This is a genomic window from Cupriavidus ulmosensis (genome assembly GCF_977008105.1).
Window position 1 is genome coordinate 2354186 of the sequence record NZ_CDRMWP010000001.1, and the last position, 22894, is coordinate 2377079.

Genomic DNA, 22894 nt, shown 5'->3' on the forward strand with positions numbered 1-22894 from the left:
CCGAATATTTCACCGAATACTCCAGGTAGACACAGACATGAACGCACCCGTTTTTCACATGCTCGCCGGCGCCCCCGATCCCGTGGCGCCGTTCAGCCACGCCGTCGAGTCGGACGGCTGGGTCCTCGTCACCGGCCAGATGCCGTTTCTCGGCACGGGGCTGGAATCCGGCTATCCCGACGGCATCGAGGCGCAGACGCACCAGGTCATGAAGAATCTCGCGACCGTGCTGGAAGGTTGCGGACTCGGCCTCGAACACGTGCTGCAGGTCCGGGTGTACCTCACGGAATTCCAGCGCGACTACGACCGCATGAACGCGGTCTATGCCTCCTACTTCCCCGCCGGCAGGCGCCCCGCCCGCACCTGCGTGGGCGTGACGGGACTGGCCAAGGACGCGCTCATCGAGATCGACATGGTCGCGCGCCGCCCCGGCGCGGGAGGCCAGGCATGACGGCCACGCCGCGGCTCGGCTTCGTCGGCCTGGGCGTGATGGGCGCGCCGATGGCCGGCCACCTCCTGCGCGCCGGATACCCGCTGTGCGCATATGGCAGGAAGGGCCTGCCGGCGGCCCTGCTGGCGGACGGCCTTGCCCCCTGCGACTCCAGCGAGGCGGTCGCGCGGCAGTCCGACATCGTGCTGCTGATGCTGCCCGACACGCCCGACGTGGAAACCGTGCTGTGGGGCGAGCGCGGCGTGGCGGCGGGACTGGCGCCCGGCAAGCTCGTGATCGACATGAGCACCATCTCGCCGGTGGCGACGCGGCGCTTCGCCGAAGCGGTGCAGGCGCTCGGCTGCGACTATCTCGATGCGCCGGTCTCGGGCGGCGAGGTCGGCGCAAAGGCGGCCAGCCTGACCTTCATGGTGGGCGGATCGCCCGCGGCGTTCGCGCGCGCCAGGCCCTTGTTCGAGCGCATGGGCAAGAACATCAACCTCGTGGGCGGCCCCGGTGCCGGGCAGGTCTGCAAGGCCGCGAACCAGATGATCGTGGCGCTGAACATCGCCGCCGTCGCCGAAGCGCTGGTCTTCGCGGCCGGCGCCGGCGCCGACCCGGCGACGGTGCGCCAGGCGCTGCTGGGCGGCTTTGCCACCTCGCGCGTGCTGGAGGTGCACGGCGAGCGCATGGTCAGCCGCGCCTTCGATCCGGGCTTTCGCATCGACCTGCACCGCAAGGACCTCTCCATCGCCCTGGACGCCGCCCGCGGCCTCGGCGTGGCATTGCCCCAGACCGCCGGCGTGATGCAGCTCATGTCCACGGCCAAGGCGCTCGGCCTGGGCGACCAGGACCACGCCGCGCTGGTGCAGGCCGTGGAGCTTCTCTCGCAGCGGTCCCTCCCGCAGGCGGCCTAGCAATCGAAGACGGAGAAGACCTGTCCATGCATGCCACCCATCAGATCAAGGTCGCGCGGATTCGCACCGAAGCGACCGGCATCGTCAGCCTCGAACTCGTGCCGGTGGACGCCGCGCGGCCGCTGCCCCCGGCGGACAGCGGCTCGCACGTCGACCTGCTGCTCGCCGACGGCCTGCACCGCAGCTACTCCCTGTATCGCCCGTCCGACGGCTCCGCCTACGGCATCGCGGTACAGCGGGAAGCCGCCGGCCGGGGCGGCTCGCGCCACGTGCACGACCGCATCCGGGAAGGCGACGAACTGACCATCAGCACGCCGCGCAACCACTTCGCCCTGCGCGCCGGCCGCGGCAACAGCGTGCTGGTGGCCGGCGGCATCGGCATCACCCCCATCTACGCCATGCTCCAGACCCTGGCCGCGCGCGGCGAGCAGGTCCGGCTCATCTACTGCGCCAGATCCCGCGAGCATGCCGCGTTCCTCCGGGAAATCGAGGCGCTCGGCAAGGCGAAGGCCGCGCGGGTGGAAACCTGCTTCGACGACGACGCCGGCCCGCCGGACCTGCGCAAGCTGCTCGCCGGCGGCGACCCGGACGCCAACTACTATTGCTGCGGCCCCGCCGGCATGCTGGACGCCTTCGAGAAAGCATGCTCGGCGCTCGGCTGCAAGAACAGCTTCATCGAACGGTTCGGCGCGGAAACGCCGAGCCCCGCGGCCCAGGACGCGGACTATGAAGTCGAACTGGCCCGCTCGGGGCGCCACCTGACCGTGCACGCCGGCCAGTCGCTGCTCGACGTGCTGCTGAAGGCCGGCATCGACGTCGCCTACAGCTGCCAGGAAGGCGCGTGCGGCTCGTGCGAGACCGCCGTGCTGGCCGGCGACATCGACCATCGGGATTGCCTACTGTCCGCCGAAGAGCGCGCCGCGGGCAACACCATGCTGGTGTGCGTGTCCGGCTGCCGGTCGGCCAGGCTGGTGCTGGATCTTTGAGTCTGGATTTCCGGGCGGGGCTGGCGGGGTTGCGGTTGATGCAGGTGCCGGAGCCAGGCTGTGGCGCCTGTGTCTTCCGCGAGCGGTTGGACCTGCGGTTCGCCGGCAGCGTGGGGGCATGGGAACCGATGGCGCGCGTTGTCCGGCATGGCGTGGCACAGCGGCAACATTCTTCATCGGGCGCGCTCCGACCGGATCCATGTTCCTCTTTATTTTGTGTACGATTCTCCGAACATGCGTGTGGGACGATTCACAAGACACAGGTAAACAGCCGATAGTGGCGACACCTTTCTGGACGCCATGGATATGGACACGACACCCCCGACGCCGCCGCTGCCAATGACCCGGGCTGGCATCACCGCCGCGCTCGCCGCCATCGCCGGTCGCTTCACGCCGATCGACGGCGAGCACCAGATGGCCGCGATTCCATCACTGAGATTCTTCCGCTATTCGGCGCCGAGCAAGGAGGAAGCATCCTTCAGCAAGGTGGCGCTGATCTTCGCCGCACAGGGCGCCAAGACCGTCATCGCCGGCGACGCTTCTTATCACTACGACACGGAGCACTACCTGCTCACGTCGATCGATATGCCGGTCATCGGCAAGGTAGAACAGGCCAGCCGCGAGCATCCCTATCTCTGTTTCAATTTCGAGATCGACCTGCGGCAGGTCGCCGATCTGGTCGCGGCGCACGAATTGCCGCCGCCGGACGAATCGTCGACCGGATTGGGCATCAGCGCAGGAGAGCTGTCGCTGGACCTGCTTGAAGCGGCCTACCGGCTGACGCGGCTGCTTGACACACCCAAGCACATCCCGGTGCTGGCGCCCTTGATCGAACAGGAGATCATCTATCGCCTGCTGATGAGCAGCCAGGGCCTGCGCCTCAGGCAAGCCCTGGTGGCGGACAGCCGTGCATTCAAGATTACCCGCGCGGTCGAATGGATCAAGGCCCATTACGAGATGCCCATGCGCATCGACGAACTTGCCCGGCACGTCAACATGAGCGTTTCCTCGCTGCACCAGCATTTCAAGGACGCCACCGGACTGAGCCCGCTGCAATACCAGAAACGCCTGCGCCTGTTCGAGGCACGTCGCCTGTTGCTGAAGCGCGCGAGCGACGTGGGCATCGTCGCCTCGGCCGTTGGCTACGATAACCTCTCGCAATTCCACCGCGAATACAAGCGCCTGTTCGGAGCACCGCCGATCCAGGATGCCGTGCGGTTGCGCACCGACTCGGCCTAGCCGCGCCACCCGGAGCCGCGGGGCCAGTTCGCTGGCGCAGCATCACAACAACGATGGCGGAAATTCACTGCGCGCGTGGAAAACAACCAGGCCAGTGCGAGGCGTGAGGCGTGAGACGCCATAGCCGTGCGCGGCGGCGGCTCACACCTTTATGACGACCTTGCCGAAGGGACCGCGCGCGAGGTGCTCGAACGCTTCGCGCGCCTGCCCGAACGGGTAGACATGATCGATGACGGGGCGAATGCGATGCTCGTCCAGGAACGGATTCATGCGGTCGAACGAGGAACGCGGCGCGACCGCGATGCCTCGCAAGGTGGTCTGGCGAAAGATCAGGGGCATCAGATTCAATTGCGTCGTCTGGCCGGCGAGAAAGCCGATCTGAGCGATACGACCGGCCGCCTTGGTGGCTGCGACCGATTGATTGATGCCTTCACCCCCTGCCACATCGAGAGTAAGGTCCACGCCCTTGCCGTCCGTGAGCGCCAGCACCTCGGTTTCCCAGTTCGGCGTCCTGCGATAGTTGATGCCGGCGGAAGCGCCGAGCTCCATTGCGGCCTGCAGGTTTTCGTCCCGGCTGGAGGTCGCAATCACCTTGGCCCCCATGGCGCGAGCCATCTGGACGGCGAAAATCGAAACGCCGCCGGTACCCTGAACCAGAACACTCTGGCCTGACTGGATTTGGCCGAAGTCCACCAGCGAGTACCAGGCGGTCAATGCGGCGATCGGGAGCGTCGATGCCTCCTCATCGGACATCGAACCGGGCGCCCGAACCGCGCCTTGCTCATGAATGATCATGTACTCGGCCAGCCCGCCGGGTAACGGCGAGCCGACGCAGTAGGCCGGTTCGTCCGGACCGGGAGCGCCATCGAGCCAGCGGGAGTACAGGTGCGAATTGACGCGGTCACCGACCTGGAAACGCGTCACGCCCTCGCCCACCGCCACGACCGTTCCTGCGGCGTCGCTGACCGGGATCAGGTCCCGTGGAACCAGATGCGGCTCGTAGATGCCATCGACGATGGCCTTGTCGCGGAAGTTCAGTGACACCGCGCCCACCTTGACCAGCAGTTCGCCAGCCTTGGGTCGAGGGGTCTCTGTTTCACCGAGGACGAGGTTGTTGAGGCCGAAGTCCTTCAGTTGCCATGCTTTCATTTTGCTACTCCTGGTGGAAGGTTCGGTTACGCAGCGGGTGTAGCCCGGTCACGTAGCCGCTCACGACTGCGTACTGAATGTCCGGATCTGCGCGGCCCGGCCCTGCAGCCACCAGCCGACCTGCGTTGGCCACGACGCAAACGGGACTTGCGGATCGACAGCGCCAAGTTCGGCTTCCGCATGAAGGGCGAAATTCGGATCGGCCAGCGCCTCGCGGCCGATCGCGACAAGGTCTGCCTGGCCGCTCGCCACGATAGCCTCGGCCTGACGACCGTTGACGATCAGACCGACCGCAGCGGTGCCGATGCCTGCTTCGCTGCGCACCTTCTGCGCGTATGGAACCTGATAGCCATAGCTGGACGGGTACTCGTAGCGCGGCGCGATGCCGCCCGACGAGCAGTCGACGATATCTACGTCGAGCGCCTTGAGGCGACGCGAAAAGACCACCGTGTCCTCGATGGACATGCCCTCGCGCAGGCCATCGACGGCGGAGACCCGCACGAAAAGCGGCTTACCCTGCGGCCATGCCGCCCGCACCGCCTGCACGACTTCCAGGGGAAAGCGCATCCTGCCGTCGAGATCTCCGCCGTATTCGTCCTTTCGGTCGTTGGTCACGGGTGACAGAAAGCTGTTGAGCAGATAACCGTGCGCACAATGCACCTCGATCACATCGAAGCCGGCCGCATCGGCACGCCGGGCCGCGTCGACGAAAGCTCGTTTCACCTCCGCCATCGTTGTGCTCGACAACGCCGCAGGCTTGAGCCAGCCGTCGGCGTACGGCTTGCCGGAAGCGGAAACCACAGGCCAAGGCCGCTCGCCGCGCCGGACATCGTCGTCGTCGAGCGCCCCATTGCCCTGCCAAGGACGCTGGCTGGCAGCCTTCGGTCCGGCGTGGGCAATCTGAATACCGGCCACAGCACCATACATCTTGAGTGCATCCGCGATGCGTCGCAGGCCAGGTATGTGGTCGTCCGACCAGATGCCAAGATCGCCGTGGGTAATCCGGCCTTCGGGCACGACCCCGGTCGCTTCGACGATGACCAAGCCAAAGCCGCCCATCGCGAATCGGCCGAGGTTGATCAGGTGATGATCGTTGACATGGCCGTCCCGCGCCGAGTACTGGCACATGGGAGAAACGAGCAGGCGGTTGCGCAGTGTGACGTCACGCAGCGCGACAGGTTCGAAAAGTTTCACGTTACTGGTCCTTTGAATGGCGTTTACCGTCGCCAAGCCTATGCGGCGACCTTGGTGACCATCGCGCAACGGCGCAGATCCATTTCGCCGTCCAGCACCTCGGGAAGCGCCGCGACGAATGCTTTCATGTAGGGTTGCTCGAAATGCGACGTCAGATCGGCGGCGGTCTGCCAGTTTTCGTATAGCACCCAGACATCCGGGTCGTCGTTCGAGCGGTGCAGGTCGTAGTTGATGTTGCCGGCCTCGGCGCGCGAGGGCTCGACCAGGGCGCCGAGACGGCGTCCCAGCTCGTCGCCACGGCCGGGCTTTGCCCGGATAAATGCGATGAGCGTAAGTTGCGCGCCGTTGGCCGGAGCCGGTATGGCGTGGGAGGATTGTGCGGTCATGGGTTAGCGTTCCAGATCAGGGAAATGACGCCGCGGGCAGTCCAGGTTGCGACATCCCGCAGCCCTTGGTCGGGGCAATGTGCGCGGGCGTATCCAGCACTCTCGCTTCGCGCTCGCCCCTCGACTCAACGGCATTCGGCGACGGCGGCGGATCGAGGTCGGCAACAAAGTGCGGACCGCCTGCGCCTTCGGCGAGCGGACGCGCCAGGTTTCGATATTTATCGACGCCGTCTTCGATCAGGCAATCGAGTAGCCGGCGTCGACCAGCAGACCGTGGCCCGATACGAACGAAGCGTCATCGGAAGCCAGGAACGCCACCACCGTCGCGACCTCTTCCGGAGAACCCGCCCGGCCGGGTACGGTCGAAGCCGCGAAAGCGTCCTTCGCTTCGGCGCTCGGCCAGATGCGGTCCTGGAACGGCGTGTCGATGATGCCGGGATTGACGGCATTGACGCGCACGCCCTGCTTGAACAGTTCGATCGATGCGGTCTTGGTCAGGCCCAGCACCGCATGCTTGCTGGCGATATAGAGGCCAGCGTTGGCAAAGCCGATCACGCCGCCCATCGATGCATTGTTGATGATGGTGCCGCCGCCTTGCGCCAGCATGGCTTTCGCTTCGTGCTTCATCGACCAGAAGACGCCTCGGACGTTGGCGTTGAAGATCGTCTCGTAGACCTCATTCGACTGGTCGACGAACGGCGTGAACTCGCCTTCGGTGCCCGCGTTATTGAAAGCCACGTCGATCCGCCCATAGGTCGAGATCGTCGTTGCGACCAGATTGATCACGTCCTGTTCGATGTTGATGTCGGCGACAGCAGCCGTCACTTCGTAGCCGCCGTTCCTGATCTCGGCGGCGAGCGCCTCGATTTCGGCGCGGCGGCGTGCACTGACGACGACTTTGGCACCTCGGCGGGCGAGTTCGATGGCCGTGGCCCGGCCAATGCCAGAGCTTGCTCCGGTCACCAGCGCGACTTTCCCGGAAAGCGTTTGCGGCGAGGCTTGAATGCTCATTTGTTTCTCCAGATTCAACGTGTTGGACTCGCAAGAAGAAAGAGATCCTGTTTCCTGCTCATTTCTTGAAGACCATTCTGGAGCGTTTAATTGATATGATAAAGTAGTCAATGTTTCTTACTATGATGAATGAGGTTCACCAATGGAAACCGCGGAACTCGCTGAACTGGCCGTGTTTGCGTCGGTGGCGAGGCACCTGAGCTTCCGTCAGGCGGCCACCGAACGGGGTACGTCCGCCTCGGCGGTAAGTCATTCGATACGTAGCCTCGAAAGCCGCGTGGGCGTGCGCCTGTTCCATCGCACCACGCGCAGCGTGTCCCTGACCGAAGCCGGAGAAGCGCTGTACACCCGGTTGGAGCCGGCGATGGCCGGTATGCGAGCCGCCCTGGATGGATTGAACTCGTTTCGCGCCACGCCGTTTGGCACCATCAGACTCAATGTTCCAAACTCGATTGCGCTCTACGTCCTGGGCGATGCGATGGAACTCCTGGCCAGCCATGCCGGGCTGAAGCTGGAAGTCGTCGCCACCGACTCGCTGGTCGATATCGTGCAGGAAGGATTCGATGCCGGTATCCGCTTCGGCGAACGCCTGTCGCAGGACATGATCGCGGTACGAATCAAGCCGAAATTCCGATTCGCCGTCGTTGGCTCACCGCGCTATTTCGAGAGAAATCGGGCGCCCATGACGCCCCACGATCTGCATAGCCACGATTGCATCCGATACGCATTTCCCAGCGGGACGATCTTGAATTGGGAATTCGTCAAGGACGGAGAAGAGGTAAAGGTCGAGGTTGCCGGCCCCTTGACGGTCGATAGCCAGGAATTGATGGCTGACGCCGCGGCGCGGGGGCTGGGCCTGGCATACATATGGGAGAACCGGGCGGCGCCATATCTTCGCGACGGCCGGCTCCAGCGCTGCCTCGAAGACTGGTGTACCGTCGACGAAAGCGTATTTCTCTACTTCCCAAGCCGCAAGCATCAATCGGCAGGGCTTAGAGCGTTGATCGAGGCGATGAAAGCATAAGGTTGCGCCACGGCCAGGCGGTGGACAGTTGCGCCATCGATATGCCAGTGGATTGGCCAACACCCGGCCCCGCAGATTGCTACCGCCGAGTCGGCGATATTTCATGGCATCCGTTCCGTTTTATTCCTGACGGTGCACCGGAATCATCATTGCGGCCGGTGAATGCCTGCCCTGGGTAAAACTTATCGGGACATACGCCACGCTCAATCAGGATAATCGGTGGCGTCCGAAATTTCGCGCCATGCGGCAAGATCCCTCTCCACCGCGGCCAGTTTCTGGAGTGCAAGGCCGTTCGCAATCTTTCCCGCGAACAGATGCAGCGGGGGCTCGGATGCGCCTGCGGCTTGAACGATCATCGAGGCCAGCTTGTCCGGATCCCCGGCCTGCTTTCCAGCCATCTCATCCAGGTGCACGTCGAGCAAAGCCTGTGCGGCGGTGTATTCCCGAATGTTGTGCTGTGCGATGACCAGCGAGCCCGACGACAGGAACTCGGTACGAACAGGCCCCGGATAGACCAGGGTTGCCTTGATGCCGAATTCCGCAACCTCGGCCGCGAGCGCTTCCGTAAGCCCCGCAAGAGCGAACTTGGTGGCCGCGTAGATGCCCCATCCTGCATAGCCGCCCTGAAAGCCGGCAATCGAACCGACATTGAAGATGTGCCCGCTGCGCTGCCGACGCATATGAGGCAGTACGTGGCGGAGGACATGCGCCGGCGCGAAGACGTTGACTTCGAAGTTGCGACGCAATTCCTCGTCGGATATTCCCTCCAGGGTGCCCTGCAGGCCATAGCCGGCGTTGTTGACGACGGCATCGATCCGCCCGAATCGGGAAATGGCTTGCGCGATGCTGGCCTGCACGCTGCGTTCATCGGCGAGATCCACCTGTACAGGCAGAAACGTATCCGAAGCGGGTCCGATCAGATCGACGAGCGAAGCCAGCGTGCGCGAGGTGGCAACCACGTTGGCGCCGCCGTCCAGAAGCTTGCGCACGAGCGACAGGCCGATTCCTTTCGAGGCGCCGGTGACAAACCAGGTTTTCTCATTTTGACTCATGGCGGTCCTAGTAAATGGGGGGGGATTGGGGGGGATTGGATAACAGCGGCGAAACCGCAATGGGCGCGGCACGGCAGTGCCGCTGCGGTATCTGGCCGCGATCACGGATAGCGCAGAAAGAAAGGCGGTCGCGGCGCTGGCTCACCAATTATCTTCCCCCACCCCATCCATCGCGATGCACGATCGGCGATTAATGATGCACAAAAATCCGAATCCACTTGAAGAACAATCCTGACGCCCTTGGCCATCGGCGACCGTCGCAGGCTCGCTTGTCCTTGTCCAACATTCGGATTTTTGTGCACTAACTCCGGAAGAACGGACAGCTCAACCAGGCTGGTTTACCGGATAGTGCGGATAGCTGCCGGCGTTGGAACCACCTCTCGCCCAATCCACGTGGACGATGGATGGTGACACGCCGCAAACATACGCTCCGGCTCGGGCAATACCATCTGTCGGAGGTGAAGATCCGGCGGCATGGCGCGCACAACCGTCAACGGTCTGAGCCGGTGGCCGCGATGCGTCGGATGGATGCGTCCAGGACTTACCGGATATCCATACCGCCACGCCACCTGTCAGGCAGTCTTTTCATCAACATCCTTCCGACTGGAGATACATCATGAAATACAAGACTCTGGGCAACACCGGCCTGCTCGTGTCCCGCCTGTGCCTGGGCACCATGACGTTTGGCGACGGCAGCGGCATCTACAAACACATCGGCGCGTCCGGACAGAAAGAGGCCGACGATCTCGTCAAGGCCGCCCTGGAGGCTGGTGTAAATTTCTTCGACACCGCCGATGTCTACTCCAACGGCGCCAGCGAACAGGTGCTGGGCCATGCCTTCAAGAATCTTGGCATTGCGCGCAAGGACTTCGTCCTCGCCACCAAGGTGTACAGCCGCATGGGCCAGGGGCGCAACGACGTGGGCGCGTCGCGCGGGCACATCATGGACGCCGTCGAAGCGAGCCTGAAGCGGCTGCAGACCGATCATATCGACCTGTACCAGATCCATGCCAACGACATCGTGACGCCGGTGGAAGAGACGCTGCGCGCGCTCGACGACCTGCTCCGGCAGGGCAAGATCCGCTATATCGGCGTCTCGAACTGGCAAGCCTGGAAGATCGCTCGTTCGCTGGGGATCTCCGGGCATCTGAACTTGGCACGTTTCGAGACCTTGCAGGCCTACTACTCGCTCGCTGGCCGTGACCTCGAACGAGAGCTTGGCCCGTTGCTGGAAGCGGAGAAGATTGGCCTGCTGGTCTGGAGCCCACTCGCCGGCGGCCTGCTCTCCGGCAAGTTCAACCGCAACAACCAGAAACCCGAGGATTCGCGACGCTCCGAGTTCGACTTCCCAATCGTCGACCGGGAGAGGGCCTGGAACATCATCGACGCCCTCGTACCCATCGCGCAGGCCCACGGTTGCAGCCCGGCGCGCGTCGCGCTCGCCTGGCTGCTGTCCCGGCCAGTCGTTACCTCCGTGATCATGGGCGCGAAACGCATGGACCAGCTCGAGGACAACCTCGCGGCGGTCGACCTAGAGCTGACCGAGGATGAATTGCACCAGCTCGACGAAGTCAGCGCGCTGCCGCCGGAGTATCCAGGCTGGATGTTGAATACCCAAGGTGCCGACCGGCTGGGCCCTGTCGATCTGTGGTCAGCGGCCAGCACCTCCTGAGGCCTGCGCGAGCATCTCACGCCGCCATCTTTCAACCGAGTCCGAGCCGCTTATGGCTCGGACTCTGATCTCGAACGAAAGCACCTTCGTGACCGGCCCGGACTTCCTGGCCGACGGTGGCTATACGCTTTGAAGCCACACCATATCCAGGTCAAGTCTCCGAGTCCTTGTGACTTGGCCTGAAGGTACCGGTAGGCGATACCGTCACGTACATCCCTTCGCAGTCAGAAGCCCTGTAAATCTTGGAGTTGGGCTTGAGGACGCGCAATGCAGCGTCGGGAAATACGAGGCTTTCCTCCTGTTTCTTGACGGCATTTACCGTCAGGGACCAGGAGACCTGCTGATGCCCGGAAAGCCGCATGAAATCATGCTTTCCAGAGGAGACTTTTACCGTCAAAGACCGGTTTGGTCTCAATAGTAAACGGGAGGGTCTTAATCCGGCCTCCGGTTCTTACCGCCACTTTTACCGCCAACCTGTTCCGCTGGCCGGCGATAGCCACCGATAGCTGCCGTGACGTATTTCTTGTTAAATCAACATGTTACGGCGGTTTCTCGATAGCTGACGATAGTCCCCGAAGGACCTTAAATCACTCCCACTCAATCGTAGCCGGCGGCTTCCCCGAAACGTCATACACCACCCGGTTCAAGCCGCGCACCTCATTAATGATCCGGTTCGAGCAACGCCCCAGCAACGCATAAGGCAAATGCGCCCAATGCGCCGTCATGAAGTCGGTGGTCTGCACCGCGCGCAGCGCGACGACGTAGTCGTAGGTGCGGCCGTCGCCCATTACGCCGACGGACTTGACCGGCAGGAACACGGCGAAGGCCTGGCTGGTCAGGTCGTACCAGCTCTTGCCGACCTGGGCGGGTTCGCACAGGCCGGCGGCGGCGTCCTGTTCGGTGGCGATGGTGGCGCGCAGTTCTTCGATGAAGATGGCGTCGGCGCGGCGCAGCAGTTCGGCGTAGTCGCGCTTGACTTCGCCGAGGATGCGCACGCCCAGGCCCGGGCCGGGGAACGGGTGGCGGTAGACCATCTCGGGCGGCAGGCCGAGTTCGACGCCGAGTTCGCGCACTTCGTCCTTGAACAGGTCGCGCAGCGGTTCGAGCAGTTTGAGGCCGAGCGTCTCAGGCAGGCCGCCGACGTTGTGGTGGCTCTTGATGGTGGTGGCTTTCTTGGTCTTGGTGCCGCCGGATTCGACCACGTCGGGGTAGATGGTGCCTTGCGCGAGCCATTTGGCCTTGCTGAGCTTCTTGGCTTCGGCCTGGAACACTTCGACGAATTCGCGGCCGATGATCTTGCGCTTGGCTTCGGGGTCGGTGACGCCGGCGAGGTGGCCGAGGAACTGTTCGGCGGCGTCGATGTGGACGACCTTGGCGTGCAGGCGGCCGGCGAACATTTCCATGACCATCTTGCCTTCGTTGAGGCGCAGCAGGCCGTGGTCGACGAACACGCAGGTGAGCTGGTCGCCGATGGCGCGGTGGATCAGGGCGGCGGCCACGGACGAGTCGACGCCGCCGGACAAGCCGAGGATGACTTCTTCGTCGCCGACCTGTTCGCGGATCCTGGCGACGGCTTCGGCGATGTGGTCGCGCATGACCCAGTCGGGCCGGGCGGCGGCGATCTTGAGCACGAAGCGTTCGAGGATGTCGCGGCCCTTGGCGGTGTGCGTGACTTCGGGGTGGAACTGCACGGCGTAGTAGCCGCGCGCTTCGTCGGCCATGCCGGCGATCGGGCAGCTCGGCGTGGAGGCCATGAGCTTGAAGCCGGGCGGCAGCTCGGCGACCTTGTCGCCGTGGCTCATCCAGACCTTGAGCATGCCGTGGCCTTCGGGCGTGGCGAAGTCTTCCAGGTCCTTGAGCAGCGCGGTGTGGCCATGCGCGCGCACTTCGGCGTAGCCGAATTCGCGGTGGTCGCTCCATTCCACCTTGCCGCCCAGCTGCACGGCCATCGTCTGCATGCCGTAGCAGATGCCGAGCACCGGCACGCCGAGGTCCCACACGGCCTGCGGCGCGCGCAGCTGGTGGTCTTCGTAGGTGCTGGCGTGGCTGCCGGACAGGATGACGCCCTTGGGCGCGTACTCGCGCACGAATTCGTCCGACACGTCGTTCGGGTGGATCTCGCAGTAGACGTGCGCTTCGCGCACGCGGCGGGCGATCAGCTGCGTTACCTGCGAGCCGAAGTCAAGGATGAGGATTTTGTCGTGCATGATGGGCGGATGGCGTGTCGTCCAGCGCGGGCTCGGGCATCACCTCGGTGCCCGGGCCATAGCCGGGCGGCGGAGTGATACCGGGCTCTTGCCGGTATTCGGGTGATTGCGGCCGGCGTGCCGCGGGCGGCGTGCCGGCATCTTTGTTCTGCGCGTCTTTCTGCAGTTCGCGCTTGTCGCGTTCGGCGCGCTCGCGCACGCGCACGCGCTTGGCGGCGGGCAGCTGCACGGCCGCGAAGAAAGCGAGGACCGCGGCCAGCACCGGCAGCCAGATCTTGCCCGCGCCCTGCACCGGCAGGTCGAGCATGAGCATCCAGGCCACGATCAGGATCGCGCTGACGAGGTTGACCTGCCCGACCGTGCGCGCCACCGCGACCGTGAGCTGGCCGTTGATGGTGGCCTGCCACAGCAGCAGCGCCAGGCCGATCAGCGCGACGCCGAGCAGTTGCCCGTAGAGCGGCGGCTGGGGCTGCGGCAGTTGCAGCGCACTGTAGAGCGTCGTGAAAGGCGACAGCAGCAGGACGGCGCCGAGCAGCAACTGCAGCAGGGCATCGAGGAACAGCACAGCTCGCAGCAATACTTTCATGAAATCTCCTCCGGTCAGGCGTGGGCCCGGCCTGGGGGCGCGGCCGGCTCGGCCCGGGGGAAACCTGTACCGGGCCGCGCGGCTGACGGGGCGTCGCGCCCCGCGCAGCCACTGGTCGAATCGACTTAGTCGATGTAGTAGTTCGGCGCTTCCTTGGTGATCTGCACGTCGTGCACGTGCGATTCGCGCATGCCGGCGGCGGTGATCTGCACGAACTCGGAAGTCTCGTGCCAGCTGGCGATGGAGCTGCTGCCGCAGTAGCCCATCGAGGCGCGCACGCCGCCGCAAAGCTGGTGGATGATGGCCGTGACCGAGCCCTTGTAGGGCACGCGGCCTTCGATCCCTTCGGGGACCAGCTTGTCGACGTTGGCGGTGTTGTCTTCCTGGAAGTAGCGGTCGGCCGCGCCGTCCTTCATCGCGCCCACCGAGCCCATGCCGCGGTAGCTCTTGAACGAGCGGCCCTGGTACAGGAACACCTCGCCCGGCGCTTCCTCGGTGCCGGAGAACATGCCACCCATCATGACCACGTGCGCGCCGGCTGCGAGCGCCTTGGCGATGTCGCCCGAGTAGCGGATGCCGCCGTCGGCCACCAGCGGCACGCCGGTGCCCTGGAGCGCCTCGGCCACGTTGGCCACCGCGGTGATCTGCGGCACGCCCACGCCGGCGACGATGCGGGTGGTGCAGATGGAGCCGGGGCCGATGCCGACCTTGACGCCGTCGGCGCCGTGGTCGACCAGCGCGCGCGCGGCGGCGCCGGTGGCGATGTTGCCGCCGATCACCTGCACCTGCGGGTAGTTCTGCTTGACCCAGCGCACGCGGTCGAGCACGCCCTGGCTGTGGCCGTGGGCGGTGTCGACCACGATCACGTCGACGCCGGCCTTGACCAGCAGGTCGACGCGCTCGTCGTTATCCGGGCCCACGCCCACCGCCGCGCCCACGCGCAACTGGCCGCGGTCGTCCTTGCTGGCCAGCGGGTGTTCCACGGCCTTCTGGATGTCCTTGACAGTGATCAGGCCGCGCAGCTCGAAGGCCTGGTTGACCACCAGCACGCGCTCGAGGCGGTGGCGGTTCATCAGGCGCTTGGCGTCTTCCAGCGAGGCGTCCTCGCCCACCGTGACGAGCTTCTCGCGCGGGGTCATCTTGGCGCGCGCCGGTGCGTCGAGGTCTTCCTCGAAGCGCAGGTCGCGGTTGGTAATGATGCCCACCACGGACTTGCCTTCCAGCACGGGGAAGCCGGAGATGCCGTATTGATGTGACAATGCAATCACATCGCGGATCTTCATGTCCGGCGGGATGGTGATCGGGTCGCGCAGCACGCCCGACTCGTAGCGCTTGACGCGCGCCACCTCGCGGGCCTGGTCGGCCGGCTTCAGGTTCTTGTGGACGATGCCGATGCCGCCGGCCTGTGCCATTGCAATGGCCAGGCGGGCTTCCGTGACGGTATCCATTGCGGCGGATACCAGCGGAATGTTCAGTTCGATCGAACGGGTCAGGCGGGTGCGGAGGGAGACATCACGGGGCAGTACCGACGAATAGGCCGGCACGAGCAGCACGTCATCGAATGTGAGTGCTTTCTGGACAAGACGCATAGCAATTCCTCTAGGCGCAAAACCGAATTATACAGGAATGGCACGTTTCTTGATGCGCCTGCGAGTGCCCTTGTGCGAGTCTGCTATGCTCTTTGTCTTTTTTCCGGCATAGGCGGACCACGATGGGGATCGGCGTACTGTGCGGCCTGCTGGCCGGCGCGTTCTGGGGCATGGTGTTCATCGCGCCCAAGCTGCTGCCGGTCTTCTCGCCGTGGGAGCTGGCCATCGGCCGCTACCTGGCCTACGGGCTGGTGGCGTTCGCCGCCGCGCTGCCGCTGATGACGCGCATCGCGCGCAAGCTCACCCGCGCCGACTGCGTGGCGCTGCTGCGCCAGGCCTTCACCGGCAACCTGCTCTACTACGTGCTGCTGGCCTTCGGCGTGCAGCTCGCCGGCGTCGGCCCGACCTCGCTGATCATCGGCATCCTGCCCATCTCCGTGACCATCATGGGGCGGCGCGACCACGGCGCGGTGCCGCTGGCGCGGCTGATCTGGCCGCTGCTGGTGGTGGCCGCGGGCATCGCCTGCATCAACCTCGACCTGTTCGGCGGCGGCGCCGGCGCGCACGGGCCGGCCGCCGGCGAGGCCGCGCGCACGGTGTGGGAGCGCGTGGCCGGCGTGATGTGCGCGGCCGGCGCGCTGGTGTGCTGGACGCTCTATGCGGTCGACAACGCGCGCTACCTGCAGCGCAATCCCCAGTACAGCGGCAACGAGTGGTCGGCGCTGTACGGCATCTCCACCGGCGTGGTCTCGGTGGTGCTGGCCATCGCCGGCTGGCTGCTGGCCGGCGACCGCCTGGGCGACGCCGGCAGCGGGCGCGACTGGCAATGGTTCTGGATGGTCAACGCGGCGGTGGCGCTGGGCGCGTCGCTGATCGGCAACAACCTGTGGAACATCTCGAGCCGCCGCCTGCCGCTCACGCTGTCGGGCCAGATGATCGTGTTCGAGACGCTGTTCGCGCTGGCCTACGGCTTCGTGTTCGACCACCGCCTGCCGCGCCCGCTGGAGATCGCCGCCATTGTGTTGCTGATGGTCGGCGTGGCGTGGTCGGTGCGCTTGCACGCCACCGGCAAGTCTGCCTAAACTAGCGCCGCAGTCGCGGCGGTCCGGCCGCGCGGCCGCGATGTCCCGATTCTCCGATTCGCCGATTCTCCGATTCCCGTTGCTCCCCGCAGGCTGTCACCCCGACCCGACGACCCGAGCCAATGAAACCCATGCTTGCGCGCCTGACCGCGCACCTCGCCGCGCACCCGATCGCGACCCTCACGCTCGCCGCCCTGGCCTGCCTCTGCCACCCCGCCGCCGCGCAGGCGCAATGGCAGTGGCGCGACGCCGCCGGCCGCACCGTGTTCAGCGACGTCCCGCCGCCGCCCTCGGTGCCGGTCGCCAGCGTCATCAAGGCGCCCGGCCGCTTTGCCGGCATGCTGCGGCCCGCCGACGCGGTGCCCGCCTCGGATGCCGCCGCGGCCAGGCCCGAAGCGAAGGGGGAAGCAAAGGCTGAAGCCCGCGCGGAGACCGCCACCGGCTCCGAGGATGCCTTCCAGAAGCGCCGCGCCGAAACGCTCAAGGCCGAGGCCGACCAGGCCGCCAAGGACAAGGCCGCGCAGGAGCGCGAGGCGCGCTGCGCCGGCTTGCGCGGCTACGCCGCGGCCCTGCAGCAGAACCGGCGCATCACCGTGCCGGCGCCGGACGGCTCGCCGCAGCACCTCGACGACGACCAGCGCCAGGCCGAACTGCAGCGCACCAACGCCAGCCTCGCCGAGAACTGCGTCTGAGCAGGCCGCGCGACCGGATCGACCGCCGGTTCAGCCGCTGGGTCAGCCACCGCCGCGCAGCCATTTCTGGCCTTCGCGGGTGCCGCCGCGGCGGGTCTTGAGCACGCGCTTGCGGCGCGCCGACTTGGGGTCCGCCACCAGCGGGCGATAGACCTCGATGCGGTCGCCCTCGCGCACCACCGTGTCGGGCGTCTTGAGCTTATTGAAGATGCCCACGCGCAGCGTGGCCGGGTCCACTTCCGGGCAGGCCCGCAGCAGCCCCGACGCGCCGATCGCGCCGACGATGGTGGTGCCCGGCGCCACCTCGGTTTCCTTCAGGAAGGCGCCTTCCGGGCGCGCGTAGCAGACCAGCACGCGCAGCGCGGGCACGGCTTCAGCGGTTGCCATAGACCACCTCTGCGCGCTTGACGAAGGCATCGACGAACGTATTGGCAATCATGCTGAACACCGGTCCGATGATCTTTTCCAGCAGGAAGCTGGAGAATTCGTAGTGCAGGTGGAACTCGATCTTGCAGGCGTCCTCGCGCAGCGGCGTGAAGCGCCAGGAACCGCTGAAGACCTTGAAGGGGCCGTCCTCGAACACCATATCGATGCGCACGGGCCGCTCCTGCGTGTTGCGGGTGTGGAAATACTGCTTGATGCCGTTGAAGTGGATGTGGATCTTGGCGTCGAGCAGGGTCTCGGTCTGCTCGAACACCTCCACGCCACCGCACCAGGGGAGGAACTTGGGATAGTCCTCGACCTGGGTGACCAGGTTGTACATCTGCTCGGCCGAGTAGCCAAGCAGCACGGATTTATGGACGTCTGCCATGTATCGGGAAATCGGGAATATCGGGAAGCGCGGCAAGGCCCGCGCAAATCCCGCCTGCGCCATGATGCACTGCGGGATCCACCGGGAGCGGCCGGTTTGCTAGAATCGCAATTTTAGCCCACGCGCGGCCCGGCGGCATCCCGGCCGCGCCCGCGAGGCGCGTGGCGGCATCCCCGGCGCCCTGCGGCGCGGCGCGCCAGCCCGCCCTCTCCCTTCGTTATTCTGGTTTTTTGTTTTTTCCTACCGTTATTTCCTTTACCCGGACCGCATGACCATCGCAGACAACAAGAAAGCCTTTTTCGACTACTTCATCGAAGAGCGATACGAGGCGGGGATCGTGCTCGAGGGCTGGGAAGTCAAGGCGATCCGCGCCGGTCGCGTGCAGATCAAGGAAGGCTACGTGGTCGTGCGCGACGCCGAGCTGTTCCTGATCGGCGCCCACATCAGCCCGCTGCAGAGCGCTTCCACCCACGTCAACCCGGACGCGGTGCGCACCCGCAAGCTGCTGCTCAAGGCCGAGGAAATCAAGCGGCTGATCGGCAAGGTGGAGCAGCGCGGCTTTACCATCGTGCCACTGAACCTGCACTACACGCGCGGCCGCGTCAAATGCGAGATCGGCCTGGCCAAGGGCAAGAAGCAGTTCGACAAGCGCGAGACCGAGAAGGACCGCGACTGGCAGCGCGAGAAGGCGCGCATCATGAAGGGCGCGACGAAGGAGTAAGCCACTATAGGTCACTACGGGCCGCGCCTGCCGCGGCTCGCATGAGCGGCGCCGCTCTCCTGCCTTCCTGCCCTGCCTGCGCGCCCTTCCCGGCCTACTTCCCGGCGTACTTCCCGACGCCCTTGCGCGCTCCCGCGCAGCCCTCCCCGGCGCCCTAGGCCTTCTGCCCCTTCACGATCTGCAGCGCGGCGGCCACCATGCTGCTCATGTCGCCGAGGTTGCCCGGCACGATCAGCGTGTTGCCCTGCTTGGCCAGGTTGCCGAAGGCGCCCACGTATTCCTCGGCCACCTTCAGGTTGACCGCTTCCATGCCGCCATCGGTGCGGATGGCCCGCCCGATCTTCTCGATGGCCTGCGCGTTGGCTTCCGCCACCGCCAGGATCGCCGAGGCCTCGCCCTGGGCGCGGTTGATGGCGGCCTGGCGGTCGCCCTCCGACTTCTGGATGGCGGCTTCGCGCGCGCCGGTGGCCAGGTTGATCTGCTCCTGCCGCTTGCCCTCCGACGCCGCGATCAGCGCGCGCTTCTCGCGCTCGGCGGTGATCTGGGCCTGCATGGCGTGCAGGATCTCCTTGGGCGGCGTGAGGTCCTTGATCTCGTAGCGCAGCACCTTCACGCCCCAGCTCGCGGCGGCCTCGTCCAGCGCGTTGACCACGCTGTGGTTGATGTAGTCGCGCTCCTCGAAGGTCTTGTCGAGCTCCAGCTTGCCGATCACCGAGCGCAGCGTGGTCTGCGAGAGCTGGGTGATGGCCACCACGAAATTGCTCGAGCCGTAGGACGCCTTCATCGGATCGGTGACCTGGAAGTACAGCACGCCGTCGACCTGCAACTGCGTGTTGTCGCGCGTGATGCAGACCTGGCTCGGCACGTCGAGCGGGATTTCCTTGAGCACGTGCTTGTAGGCCACCCGGTCGACGAAGGGCAGCACCACGGTAAGCCCCGGCGTCAGCGTCGCGCGGTACTTGCCCAGGCGCTCCAGCACCCAGGCATGCTGCTGCGGCACGATCTTGAAGCTCTGCGCCACCAGCACGATCACCGCGACCAGGACCAGCAGGGGCAGCAGGCTGCCGAAGAATTCGAACATGGGACCTCCAGGACGGGTTGAAAAAGGATTCCGAAAAGCCGCAAAGAAGCGCGAAAAGCCGAAAAAATCCGGAAAGCGCCTGAAAAACCGGGCGCCTAGCGCGGGCTGACGAACAGCGTGTTGCCGTGCACCTCGACGATGCGAAAGCGCCCCGGCGCGGCGGCGCCGCTCTGCAGCTCGACGTCCCACTCCGTGCCGCGGTAGCGCACCCGCGCGCGGCCGCCCTCGCCCCAGGCCGGCACTTCCAGCTCCTGGCCGATGTCCGGGTTGACGTTGGGATCGCGCTCCGCCGCGTCGCGCCGCGTGCGGCCATAGCGGGAACGCCGCAGCACCACGAAGCCGGCCAGCCCCACCAGCGCGGCGAGCACGGTCTGGCTGGCGGGCCCGAGCCCGGCCAGCGCGCCCAGGCCGCCGGCGGCCGCGCCCAGCGCCACCATCAGCAGGTACAAGGTGCCGAGCCCCAGTTCCGCGATCACCAGCACCGCGGCCAGCGCAAACCAGATGTAGTACGGCGCCATCTCGCTCCCCTTGCCTGCCCGCCGCCACCGCGCGGACGGGCGGGCCCAAAAATGAAAAACCCCCGCAGCGCCAGGGCGCCTGCGGGGGTTCGGAACACCTGGCGCAGGGCCGGTGTACCGCTATTGTGACGTCAAATGCCTCAGGAAGCCAGTTGCTTCCACGTATCGATCACCGAGTCGGGGTTCAGCGAGATCGACTTGATGCCTTCCTTGGCCAGCCACGCGGCGAAGTCCGGGTGGTCCGAAGGGCCCTGGCCGCAGATGCCGACGTACTTGTCCAGGCGCAGCGCCGTGGAGATCGCGCGCGACAGCATGAACTTGACGGCCGGATCGCGCTCGTCGAAGTCCTTGGCCAGCAGCTCCATGCCGGAGTCGCGGTCCAGGCCCAGCGTGAGCTGGGTCAGGTCGTTCGAGCCGATCGAGAAGCCGTCGAAGAACTGCAGGAATTCCTCGGCCAGGATGGCGTTGGACGGCACTTCGCACATCATGATGATGCGCAGGCCGTTCTCGCCGCGCTTCAGGCCGTGCTTGGCCAGCAGCTCGATGACCTTCTCGGCCTGGCCGAGCGTGCGCACGAACGGCACCATGATCTCGACGTTGGTCAGGCCCATGTCGTCGCGCACGCGCTTCATGGCCTTGCATTCCATCTCGAACGCTTCGGCGAAGTCGTCGGCGATGTAGCGCGAGGCGCCGCGGAAGCCCAGCATCGGGTTTTCCTCGTCCGGCTCGTAGCGCGAGCCGCCGATCAGCTTCTTGTACTCGTTGGACTTGAAGTCCGACAGGCGCACGATCACGGGCTTCGGATAGAACGCCGCGCCGATGGTGGCGATGCCTTCGGCCAGCTTGTCCACGTAGAACGCGCGCGGGCTGGCGTGGCCGCGGGCCACGCTTTCCACGGCCTTCTTCAGGTCGGCGTCGACCTGCGGATAGTCGAGGATGGCCTTCGGGTGGACGCCGATGTTGTTGTTGATGATGAATTCGAGGCGCGCCAGGCCCACGCCCTGGTTCGGGATCTGGCAGAAGTCGAAGGCCAGTTGCGGGTTGCCGACGTTCATCATGATCTTGACGTCGATCTCCGGCATTTCGCCGCGCTGCACTTCGGTGACTTCGGTCTCGAGCAGGCCGTCGTAGATGCGGCCTTCGTCGCCCTCGGCGCACGACACCGTGACCAGCGTGCCGTCCTTGAGCAGGTCGGTGGCGTCGCCGCAGCCGACCACGGCCGGCACGCCCAGTTCGCGCGCGATGATGGCGGCGTGGCAGGTGCGGCCGCCGCGGTTGGTGACGATGGCGGCGGCGCGCTTCATCACCGGCTCCCAGTTGGGATCGGTCATGTCGGCGACCAGCACGTCGCCGGGCTGCACGCGCTCCATCTCGGCCGGGTCGTTGATGACGCGCACGCGGCCGGTGCCGATCTTCTGGCCGATCGCGCGGCCGCTGGTCAGCACGGGCGCGGTGCCCTTGAGCTTGAAGCGCTGCTCGGCCTTGCCGACGGACTGGCTCTTCACGGTCTCGGGGCGCGCCTGCAGGATGTAGATCTTGCCGTCGCGGCCGTCGCGGCCCCACTCGATGTCCATCGGGCGGCCGTAGTGCTTCTCGATGATGACGGCGTACTTGGCCAGCTCGGCCACGTCGGCATCGGTGATCGAGTAGCGGTTGCGCAGCTCGATGGGCACGTCCACGGTCTTCACGCGGCCGGCTTCGCCGGGCGCGGTGAATTCCATCTTGATCAGCTTGGAGCCGATCGAACGGCGGATGATCGGGTACTTGCCGGCCTGCAGCGTCGGCTTGAAGACGTAGAACTCGTCCGGGTTGACCGCGCCCTGCACCACCGTTTCGCCGAGGCCGTAGCTGGAGGTGATGAAGACCACTTCCTGGAAGCCGGACTCGGTGTCGATGGTGAACATCACGCCCGAGGCGCCCACGTCCGAGCGCACCATGCGCTGCACGCCGGCCGACAGCGCCACCACGTCATGGGCGAAGCCCTTGTGCACGCGGTAGGAGATGGCGCGGTCGTTGTACAGCGAGGCGAACACGTGGCGGATCTTGTCCAGCACGTCGTCGATGCCGCTGACGTTGAGGTAGGACTCCTGCTGGCCGGCGAACGAGGCGTCGGGCAGGTCTTCGGCGGTGGCCGACGAGCGCACCGCGAACGAGGCCTCGGCGCCTTCGCGCTCGGCCGCGCGCGCGTAGAACTCGCGGATTTCCTGCTCGAGGCGGGGCTGGAACGGGGCCTTGGCGACCCAGTCGCGGATCTCGGCGCCGGCCTCGGCCAGCGCCTTGACGTCATCGACGTCGAGCGCCTTGAGGCGCTCGGAGATGCGCTGGGTCAGGTTGTTGTGGGTGAGGAAGTCGCGGAACGCGAGCGAGGTGGTCGCAAAGCCGCCGGGAACACGCACGCCGGCCTCGGCCAGCTGGGAGATCATCTCGCCGAGCGACGAGTTCTTGCCCCCCACGGTTTCCACATCTTCCTTGCGCAACTGCTCGAACGGCAGCACGTAGGCGCCGTCAATTGCCGGGTTGTTCATAAAAGCCTCAAAAACAAAGTAA

Annotated in this window: 22 protein-coding genes; 9 read left to right on the forward strand and 13 right to left on the reverse strand. The window is 65.7% G+C overall.

Going from position 1 to position 22894, the window contains the following annotated elements:
• Positions 1 to 37: 37 nt before the first annotated feature.
• From ACWTPI_RS10760 to ACWTPI_RS10775, 4 genes are all read left to right on the forward strand, one after another.
• Positions 38 to 451, forward strand: coding sequence for a RidA family protein (locus ACWTPI_RS10760; RefSeq protein ID WP_029043312.1), 414 nt, complete (start codon positions 38 to 40; stop codon positions 449 to 451).
• A complete protein-coding gene (locus tag ACWTPI_RS10765) occupies positions 448 to 1347 on the forward strand; it encodes a 2-hydroxy-3-oxopropionate reductase (protein ID WP_454731664.1) in 900 nt (299 codons plus the stop codon). Before ACWTPI_RS10760 ends, ACWTPI_RS10765 begins: the two co-directional genes overlap by 4 nt.
• A 26-nt stretch (positions 1348 to 1373) precedes the next feature.
• Positions 1374 to 2333 carry a PDR/VanB family oxidoreductase gene (locus ACWTPI_RS10770; protein WP_454731665.1) on the forward strand — a complete coding sequence of 320 codons (960 nt, stop codon included), beginning with the start codon at positions 1374 to 1376 and terminating at the stop codon, positions 2331 to 2333.
• Between the two features lie 306 nt (positions 2334 to 2639).
• Entirely contained in the window at positions 2640 to 3572 is a 933-nt protein-coding gene (locus ACWTPI_RS10775; protein ID WP_059412790.1) for an AraC family transcriptional regulator, read from the forward strand.
• Positions 3573 to 3713: 141 nt separating this feature from the next.
• Here the strand turns inward: ACWTPI_RS10775 and ACWTPI_RS10780 are convergent, their stop codons facing one another.
• From ACWTPI_RS10780 to ACWTPI_RS10795, 4 genes are all read right to left on the reverse strand, one after another.
• Entirely contained in the window at positions 3714 to 4721 is a 1008-nt protein-coding gene (locus ACWTPI_RS10780) for a zinc-dependent alcohol dehydrogenase family protein (protein WP_454731666.1), read from the reverse strand.
• A gap of 60 nt (positions 4722 to 4781) precedes the next feature.
• Positions 4782 to 5915: an NADH:flavin oxidoreductase/NADH oxidase gene (locus ACWTPI_RS10785; protein WP_454731667.1), complete on the reverse strand. Its 1134-nt coding sequence runs from the start codon at positions 5913 to 5915 to the stop codon at positions 4782 to 4784.
• A 38-nt stretch (positions 5916 to 5953) separates the two neighbouring features.
• Entirely contained in the window at positions 5954 to 6301 is a 348-nt protein-coding gene (locus ACWTPI_RS10790) for a putative quinol monooxygenase (protein ID WP_059412793.1), read from the reverse strand.
• 237 nt (positions 6302 to 6538) lie between these two features.
• Positions 6539 to 7312 (reverse strand): SDR family NAD(P)-dependent oxidoreductase, encoded by a 774-nt coding sequence (locus ACWTPI_RS10795; RefSeq protein WP_454731668.1) that lies wholly within the window; start codon positions 7310 to 7312, stop codon positions 6539 to 6541.
• A gap of 142 nt (positions 7313 to 7454) precedes the next feature.
• On the opposite strand from ACWTPI_RS10795, the gene ACWTPI_RS10800 reads away from it, so the two are divergent.
• A complete protein-coding gene (locus tag ACWTPI_RS10800; RefSeq protein WP_454731669.1) occupies positions 7455 to 8336 on the forward strand; it encodes a LysR family transcriptional regulator in 882 nt (293 codons plus the stop codon).
• A gap of 203 nt (positions 8337 to 8539) precedes the next feature.
• On the opposite strand, the gene ACWTPI_RS10805 is transcribed toward ACWTPI_RS10800, so the two are convergent.
• Positions 8540 to 9388, reverse strand: a complete 849-nt coding sequence (locus tag ACWTPI_RS10805; RefSeq protein ID WP_454731670.1) for an SDR family oxidoreductase — start codon at positions 9386 to 9388, stop codon at positions 8540 to 8542.
• A gap of 616 nt (positions 9389 to 10004) precedes the next feature.
• On the opposite strand from ACWTPI_RS10805, the gene ACWTPI_RS10810 reads away from it, so the two are divergent.
• Positions 10005 to 11060, forward strand: coding sequence for an aldo/keto reductase (locus tag ACWTPI_RS10810; RefSeq protein ID WP_454731671.1), 1056 nt, complete (start codon positions 10005 to 10007; stop codon positions 11058 to 11060).
• Positions 11061 to 11647: 587 nt separating this feature from the next.
• Here the strand turns inward: ACWTPI_RS10810 and guaA are convergent.
• From guaA to guaB, 3 genes are all read right to left on the reverse strand, one after another.
• Positions 11648 to 13267, reverse strand: coding sequence for a glutamine-hydrolyzing GMP synthase (gene guaA / locus ACWTPI_RS10815; RefSeq protein ID WP_020203918.1), 1620 nt, complete (start codon positions 13265 to 13267; stop codon positions 11648 to 11650).
• Positions 13242 to 13853 carry a hypothetical protein gene (locus ACWTPI_RS10820; protein ID WP_059412802.1) on the reverse strand — a complete coding sequence of 204 codons (612 nt, stop codon included), beginning with the start codon at positions 13851 to 13853 and terminating at the stop codon, positions 13242 to 13244. Before ACWTPI_RS10820 ends, guaA begins: the two co-directional genes overlap by 26 nt.
• Positions 13854 to 13978: 125 nt before the next feature.
• The gene (gene guaB, locus ACWTPI_RS10825; RefSeq protein ID WP_020423833.1) at positions 13979 to 15442 is read right to left on the reverse strand and encodes an IMP dehydrogenase; all 1464 of its coding nucleotides are present in this window, start codon (positions 15440 to 15442) and stop codon (positions 13979 to 13981) included.
• Between the two features lie 122 nt (positions 15443 to 15564).
• Between guaB and ACWTPI_RS10830 the strand changes: the two genes are divergently transcribed.
• Both ACWTPI_RS10830 and ACWTPI_RS10835 read left to right on the forward strand, forming a co-directional pair.
• Complete coding sequence (locus tag ACWTPI_RS10830) at positions 15565 to 16524, forward strand: DMT family transporter (protein ID WP_020203921.1); 960 nt, start codon at positions 15565 to 15567, stop codon at positions 16522 to 16524.
• A gap of 122 nt (positions 16525 to 16646) precedes the next feature.
• Positions 16647 to 17216, forward strand: a complete 570-nt coding sequence (locus ACWTPI_RS10835) for a DUF4124 domain-containing protein (RefSeq protein WP_454731672.1) — start codon at positions 16647 to 16649, stop codon at positions 17214 to 17216.
• Between the two features lie 42 nt (positions 17217 to 17258).
• On the opposite strand, the gene ACWTPI_RS10840 is transcribed toward ACWTPI_RS10835, so the two are convergent.
• Both ACWTPI_RS10840 and ACWTPI_RS10845 read right to left on the reverse strand, forming a co-directional pair.
• Positions 17259 to 17603: an RnfH family protein gene (locus ACWTPI_RS10840; protein WP_156173869.1), complete on the reverse strand. Its 345-nt coding sequence runs from the start codon at positions 17601 to 17603 to the stop codon at positions 17259 to 17261.
• Positions 17590 to 18027: a type II toxin-antitoxin system RatA family toxin gene (locus tag ACWTPI_RS10845; protein WP_029043806.1), complete on the reverse strand. Its 438-nt coding sequence runs from the start codon at positions 18025 to 18027 to the stop codon at positions 17590 to 17592. Before ACWTPI_RS10845 ends, ACWTPI_RS10840 begins: the two co-directional genes overlap by 14 nt.
• A 268-nt stretch (positions 18028 to 18295) precedes the next feature.
• On the opposite strand from ACWTPI_RS10845, the gene smpB reads away from it, so the two are divergent.
• Positions 18296 to 18748 carry an SsrA-binding protein SmpB gene (smpB, locus tag ACWTPI_RS10850; RefSeq protein ID WP_020203926.1) on the forward strand — a complete coding sequence of 151 codons (453 nt, stop codon included), beginning with the start codon at positions 18296 to 18298 and terminating at the stop codon, positions 18746 to 18748.
• Positions 18749 to 18902: 154 nt separating this feature from the next.
• Here the strand turns inward: smpB and ACWTPI_RS10855 are convergent, their stop codons facing one another.
• From ACWTPI_RS10855 to ppsA, 3 genes are all read right to left on the reverse strand, one after another.
• Positions 18903 to 19829, reverse strand: a complete 927-nt coding sequence (locus ACWTPI_RS10855; RefSeq protein WP_059412806.1) for an SPFH domain-containing protein — start codon at positions 19827 to 19829, stop codon at positions 18903 to 18905.
• 95 nt (positions 19830 to 19924) lie between these two features.
• Positions 19925 to 20347 carry an NfeD family protein gene (locus ACWTPI_RS10860; protein ID WP_020203928.1) on the reverse strand — a complete coding sequence of 141 codons (423 nt, stop codon included), beginning with the start codon at positions 20345 to 20347 and terminating at the stop codon, positions 19925 to 19927.
• Positions 20348 to 20487: 140 nt separating this feature from the next.
• Complete coding sequence (ppsA, locus tag ACWTPI_RS10865) at positions 20488 to 22872, reverse strand: phosphoenolpyruvate synthase (RefSeq protein ID WP_020203929.1); 2385 nt, start codon at positions 22870 to 22872, stop codon at positions 20488 to 20490.
• Between the last annotated feature and the right edge of the window lie 22 nt (positions 22873 to 22894).